Annotated in this window: 6 protein-coding genes; 2 read left to right on the top strand and 4 right to left on the bottom strand. The window is 61.2% G+C overall.

The genetic code is table 11. The features are described from left to right. Positions 1 to 289 precede the first annotated feature (289 nt). The 3 genes from IWX64_RS16460 to IWX64_RS16450 all read right to left on the bottom strand — a co-directional run bounded on the left by IWX64_RS16460 (position 290) and on the right by IWX64_RS16450 (position 4,057). Positions 290 to 760 (bottom strand): LPD29 domain-containing protein, encoded by a 471-nt coding sequence (locus IWX64_RS16460; RefSeq protein WP_196868207.1) that lies wholly within the window; start codon positions 758 to 760, stop codon positions 290 to 292. Positions 761 to 1,625: 865 nt separating this feature from the next. Then, positions 1,626 to 3,032, bottom strand: a complete 1,407-nt coding sequence (locus IWX64_RS16455) for an MFS transporter (protein WP_196868206.1) — start codon at positions 3,030 to 3,032, stop codon at positions 1,626 to 1,628. Next, positions 3,029 to 4,057, bottom strand: a complete 1,029-nt coding sequence (locus tag IWX64_RS16450; protein ID WP_196868205.1) for a zinc-binding dehydrogenase — start codon at positions 4,055 to 4,057, stop codon at positions 3,029 to 3,031. The genes IWX64_RS16455 and IWX64_RS16450 overlap by 4 nt, the downstream gene beginning before the upstream one ends. Positions 4,058 to 4,164: 107 nt before the next feature. On the opposite strand from IWX64_RS16450, the gene IWX64_RS16445 reads away from it, so the two are divergent. Next, positions 4,165 to 5,187 (top strand): helix-turn-helix transcriptional regulator, encoded by a 1,023-nt coding sequence (locus tag IWX64_RS16445; RefSeq protein WP_196868204.1) that lies wholly within the window; start codon positions 4,165 to 4,167, stop codon positions 5,185 to 5,187. Between the two features lie 189 nt (positions 5,188 to 5,376). On the opposite strand, the gene IWX64_RS16440 is transcribed toward IWX64_RS16445, so the two are convergent. Further along, entirely contained in the window at positions 5,377 to 5,625 is a 249-nt protein-coding gene (locus IWX64_RS16440) for a GrpB family protein (protein WP_196868203.1), read from the bottom strand. Positions 5,626 to 5,863: 238 nt separating this feature from the next. Between IWX64_RS16440 and IWX64_RS17185 the strand changes: the two genes are divergently transcribed. After that, the coding region (locus IWX64_RS17185; protein ID WP_334683387.1) for a GNAT family N-acetyltransferase at positions 5,864 to 6,203 on the top strand (340 nt) is incomplete at its 3' end.

Here is a 6,203-nt window from a genome sequence, read left to right as displayed (position 1 = left end):
ATCGGTACTCACTGACCATCGCACGATGGCTCACTACGTTGCCGGAGCAACGCGCTCACCGCGGGAAACTACACCACTCAGCGGGACGCAACCCTTGGCGGCTATCCAGCGGCTTCGATCAGCTCCCGCCAACCGTCAATGAGCCAGCCCCGGCCCATCATGTCGTCGTACTCTTCACAGCACTCCCCCGAGCAACCGGTATTGGTGCAGCAGCTTCGCGGCTTCGTCCGGGCCCGGTTTGGGCCTGTGAAAAGGGCCGGCTGTTGGGGGTTGGCCGGCCCTCTTTCGGTTAGGCTGCTCGGGCCTCTGCGATGACGTTGATAAATTCGTAGGCGGTGCCCTGGTCGTAGCGGTAATTCGGGCAAGCTGTGTAGACGAGTTCCGGGGAGGGGTAGCTCTTGCCGGTTTCCACTGGTGAGACGTTCAACGCGGCGGCGAGTTCAGCGACTAAAGCCTCTTTGGTGTCCTCGCTGATCCGGCGGCGGGCGAATACGTGGTCGGCTAGGTAGTGCACTTGTTCCCCGTCGAGTTCCCCGGTCACGGTGGCGGCGTGGTCGGTCTGATCTACGGGTGCTTTGCCCTGGTAGTGGTTGGTGATCGCTTCAACGCTGCGCAGCGCCGGGCCGTCAGTCCAGGCGACGTCGATGCTCGCCCCACCTGAATAGGTGTTGGTGCGGACAGAAAACTTGATACCGGGAAAGTCTGCTTTCAAGTCCTTGCGGATCAATGCGGCGGTGTCCTTGGCTGAGATATAACGCATGAGGTGTGCTCCTATTTCGCAGAGTGGGCGGGGAACCTGTGGTGGTCGAGTGGGTTGGTCCCTCCCCCATCGTTTTTTGCCTGCTGGCGAAGCCTTGCGTAGCTGTGGCTGTCGGAACCTGGTCAACCCGTAGGGCAGCAGAGCGAGCCAAGCTGGGATGAAATAAGCGACCTTGGGAGCGCCGTACACGTTGGTTCAGTCTGCTGCGGCGGAGCCGTTGAGCTGGTGGAGCAGGCACGTATGATCCGAAGGACAGCAGCAAAAAAGAAAGAGATCCTGTCGGTGGCGACTTCTAGGAGCCGCTGGCAGTGCAGCCCGAAGCGCAGCGAAGGTCCGCTTGTTCCTGGTGCGAGTTAGCGAGTACCAACGCCTTTTGTTCGCCTGGCCCGGCTCCGTCCGGGCCGGGCAGCACCCCGCTCCCCTGCTGGTGGCATGCAGGGCGGGCGGGGGCACTGTTGCCGGTTGCTAGCTCACTGGTTCCGTGGCCGCTGCTGCGGCGGCTGCTTCTTCTTGGGTGCGGTGGTCCCTAACCTGGGCGTAGTCGGCCTTTTGGGTCCAGCTGTACTCGGTGATCAGCGACACGGTTTTCTGGTTGACGCGGGCTACTTGATGCCAGCTCCCACCAATGCGGACATAATCGCCTGTGCTGATCTGGGGTGGCTTGTGAAAAAGTGAAATATCCGACGTTAGCGCAAATATCTCCCCAGAAAGCAGCTGGGGACCGTGGCGACCGGGCCGGTTCGGAGCCATTAGGCGTTGCCCTTCGTGGGTTTGATGTATTGCAAAGGGAGGCACCCGTTGCGGTGGTGCGTACGCGCCAACCTTTACATGACGGCCCCTTGTATTCCTTGGGCCGGAAGGGATCTCAAACAATGTCTTGTGAACGATCGTATGTGATTACCTTGAGCGAGGGCTGCTGTGGGTTGCGGCGCCGCTTTTTGGAATAGTTCAAGATGCAGAGAGCCGCGGCGAAGGTCATGAAGGCTGCGCCGGCGAGAGGGGTTCCGTGGCTGGTTGAACCGGTGCCGGTGCCGGTGTCGAGTGAGACGAGGGCTGCCAGCCCGATGGTGTTCCCGGTTTGTTGGGCTGTTGTCAGCACTCCGGAAGCTATGCCGGTCATTTCTGAAGGAAATGACGCGGTGACGAGGTCGGCAATGGTGCTGATGGCGACCCCCATACCGGCCCCGAACAGCACGCTGACCATAATGATGATGACCGTGCTTCCGGCATGCGCGGCCCCTGACATGGTTCCGAGAGCCGCGGTCATGAGTATCACGGCCAGGGTGGCTGCGCGCAGAACACCGAGTTTCTTGCTGAGGGGGTGCGTGGCCGCGGCGGCGATGAACGCTGCTGCTGACAGCGGCAGGAAAGCAAGCCCTGTTTCCAGCGGTGCCAGACCCTGGTGTAGCTGGAAGTACAGGGTCAGGAAGTAGAACGTACCGGTCATCGCGCCACCAATGAGGAACATCGCTCCGGGCAGCACCCACAGGCTCTTCCCGGAGAGTCTTCTGAGGGGAAGCAGCGGATAGGAAACCCACTTCAGCTCGATCAGAATAAATAGGCCCGCTGCGATCACGGCTAGAGCGATCCAGACCGCCGGACCTACGTCCAGCAGTGGTGACTCCAGGGAGGCGAAAGCCAGGGCCAGGGCAGTTACCGCGGTGGTCCCGGCTATCGCGCCCGCGAAATCCAGCCTGCCTCGGGAGCGGGACGGTTGGATCCCTGCAACGAAGAAGAGCAGCAGGACTACCAGCCCGGCGCCGAGGGGCACGTTTACCAACAAAGTCCATCGCCAGCTGGTTCCTTCGACCAGTATCCCTCCAGCCAGCACGCCGATGGCCCCGCCGCTGCCGGAAGCGGCCCCCCACAGCCCGAATGCCCGTGCCCGCGCAGATCCTGTCGAAAAACTGGTTGAAAGAAGCATGAGTGTGGCCGGCGATATCAGGGCAGCGCCGACCCCTTGCCCGATCCTTGCACTGATCAGCGCGCCCGCATCGGGGGCCAGTCCCCCGAGGAGACTGGCAACGGTGAAGATCAGGGTGCCGGCCAGCAGGACCGGTTTTGCCCCGTACCGGTCGGAGAGCTTCCCGGACAGCAGCAATAGCCCGGCGATGGGAATGGCGAACGCGTTGACGATCCATGGCAGGTCTGTTGTTGTCATGGCCAGGTCAGTAGAGATTTGCGGCAGGGCGACCGTCAGGATCGAGCTGTCAAGGACCACGATCAGCTGGGCAAGGCAACAGGTGAAGAGCAGGACCCTCCGTGACCTCATTGGGCGCCCATGCGGACGAGGACGTTGCCGCGGTACCGGCCTTTGAGTAGTGCGTCCAGTGCTGCTGGCGCGGCGTCCAATCCGCCGTCGATGATCGTGTGGGGGAAGACCATTTTTCCTTCGGCCAGCCATTGGCCGTAGTGCGTTCCCCAAGCCTGGAGCTGTTCAGGAGTATGGAAGGTGGAGAAGGGGCGTATGGTCAGCTGCTTGACGATAGCGGTCATGATGTCCAGCCGCGGTGAGCCGGCATTCCCGCCGTCGATTTGCCCTGCCAGGGTCCCGCATAAAGCGAATCGGGCGTCCGGCGCGGCCGCCTGCACTGCCGCCTCGAACTGGCTGCCGCCGACCGTGTCGAAAAAGACGTTGATGCCCTCCGGGGCGAACTCGGCCAGCTGTTCCTGGACCAGGCCGTCCCTGTAGTTAATTCCCGCGTCAAACCCGAGTTCTTCAACAAGGTATTTGACCTTTTCTGCGCTGCCAGCGCTACCGATAACAGTTTTAGCGCCACAGGCCTTGGCGATCTGTCCGGCCAAAGACCCCACCCCGCCGGCGGCGCCAGTCACGAACACGACGTCTCCTTCCCCGACCTCAGCTATGTCCACCATGCCGTGATACGCCGTCACTCCCTGATTCAGGACGTACTCCGCACCTGGCAACACATCAACGGGAACGGGATAGAAAGTGTTCGCCGGGCCTGTGAGCTCTTCCCGCCATCCGTTCATGTGCTGAACCACCGTTCCTACCGGCAGATCGGAAGCCGATTCGATGACTGTTCCGACGGCTCCGCCCCACAAGGGATCACCTACCGGGTAGGAGGGCATGGGCAGACCAGGATGAGCGCTCATCAGGTCCGCCATCACGGCGGTCAATTGCATAAAGTCGTTCCGGACCCGGACATACCCGGCCGATAACACCGGCCGTTCGAGTTCACGGATGGTGATACAGGCCGAGGGAAGCATTCCTGGCCCGTCACGGTGCTGGGAAAGGACCGCTTCGCGGACGGCGGCGGGCTGGGACGGAGTCATGAGGACAACCTCTGCACTAGGTGAATGCCGGTCTATTACCGGATAAACCTCAGCGTAGGAGCGCTACCGGACAGGTCTTGTCCGGTAAGCAGGGCAGGATATGAACCATGTGGGACACGTCCGAACGTCTGCTGAAACTCTTGTCGCTGCTCCAGCGCCAACAGGAATGGAGCTCCAACTCGTTGGCTGAAGAGCTGGGGGTCACGGCCCGAACAATCACCCGCGACATCTCCAGGCTCCGGAGCCTCGGCTACCCGGTGACGACCAGAAAAGGACACGGCGGCGGTTACACCCTCCAGACCGGGGCTGTCCTTCCGCCGATCATGTTCGAGGCCAAGGAAGCAGCCGCTGTCCTCCTCGCTTTGGAAGACTACGCGACGACGGCAGGGACCTCGGCCCACGCCCGCACGGCCCTGGAAAAGCTTCAAAGAGTCATGCCGTCACGGGTGCAGGCAGCAACCAAGGCACTGGCGAGCCACACCACTACGATCGATCTCGGCAGCCCGATCGGCGTCGACACACCGGACACCGACGTCACGACGCTCCTGCTGCTAAGCCGGTGCTGCCGGGATGGACGACAACTCAATTGCACCTACCGGCGCTACTCCGGGAAAAGCCGGTCACGCGTCTTGGAACCCCTGCACCTGGTGCGCGCCATGGGCCGCTGGTACCTCCTCGCCTACTGCACCGACGATCAAGACTGGGCCGTGTTCCGGGCAGACCGCATCACCGACGCAAAACTCTCACCCCATAGCGCCCAGGCCCGCCAGCCGCCGGCTACCGACCTCGACGAATACGTGAGCCAGGCAATAGCCAAAGGATGGCAACAGGTCACCGCGACCGTCCGCGTCTACGCGGCAAAAGCAGAGATACAACACTGGATATCCCCCGCCTGGGGAACCGTCACCGAAGAATCCGCGGATACCTGCATCGTGGAAGCCGGAGCAGACACCTACGACTCAATAGCCCGTTGGCTCCTACTGACCAAAGCAGAACAAACCATCATCACCCCGCCCGAACTCGCCCATTCCTTCGAGCACATCGCGCTGCAAAGCCAAAGAGCAGCAACCTCCTGGGCTCCTGAGGAAGAACCACCCAATACAAAACCGCCAGTCAAAGCCGCAACTTAACCGCCAAATTCCGCTAGCAGTCACATCGGTGGGCTCTTCGCCAGGGAACTTCCTGCCCAGCCCTCTCCACCACGGGCAGAACTGCTGGAGCCCTCGCGATGCCCCGTGATGACCTGAGCCGGGCTATACGCATAGGCCCGATTCACATGATGATGAGGCACCAGCGGGCCTGAAGCGCCTTAGCGTTGGTTATTTCACTTTTTCACAAGCCACCCCAGGTAGCCCAGGCACGGAGGTTGACCCAATGTGTGAGATATCCAGGACCCGAGTGCCCAGAGCTGTTCTGATGCGTCCTGCCAGCTTGGTGTACGCCGTCGGCCATGCGGGATCGTATTCAAGTACCGCGATAGGTTGAGCCGCCCGATGAACCACCCACGGTGTCTGCCCAGGTGGCGGTTTATCGTCTAAGAACTCAGTTATCTCGCTCACGGTAGGCATCCACCTAGAGTAGACGCGCGTGTCGCCTGATCTCTTGTCGCTAAGCAGAGGTGCACAGCCTCAGGTCGCTGCACATGGTGCCCGGTAACAATCGTTTATGGGCGGGCATCAATGATGCGGAGGCTTCGAAAATGGCTGGACTAGGATTATCCGGATGAGTAGGGACAGTCGTGGCCTTGGGCCAGTACGGAAAGTACTCCGATCTGACGCGCTCGAATCGGTGGGTCTACTTAACGAATTGGGTTACCACGTTGATGAAGCTCAGATGCGTGATCGGCTTGGGCGGCTCATCGATGACAGCACCTACGCAGCGTGGCTCTTGGAAGATCACGACGGTCGAGCATTGGGTCTCGCCGAGGGGCATCTCGTGCACCCTCTAGAGGATTCCTTACCTGCTGCACAACTGATCATGTTGGTAACTTCTTCCACCTCACGGGGCAAGGGGATCGGCAAGAGGTTAGTTTGTCAAGGGCCAGTTAAAGCTGCCCACGGGCGGCCAGCATTACTGCCCGCTGGTGGCCATGAAAACTGCCCGGTCATGGCCATTGGATCTGCCCACCGGGTATTCGGCGGCGTTG

Origin of the sequence: Arthrobacter sp. CAN_A212 (assembly GCF_015752345.1) — a bacterium.
Taxonomy (GTDB): domain Bacteria; phylum Actinomycetota; class Actinomycetes; order Actinomycetales; family Micrococcaceae; genus Arthrobacter_D.
This window is presented reverse-complemented; position numbering and strand designations above follow the sequence as displayed.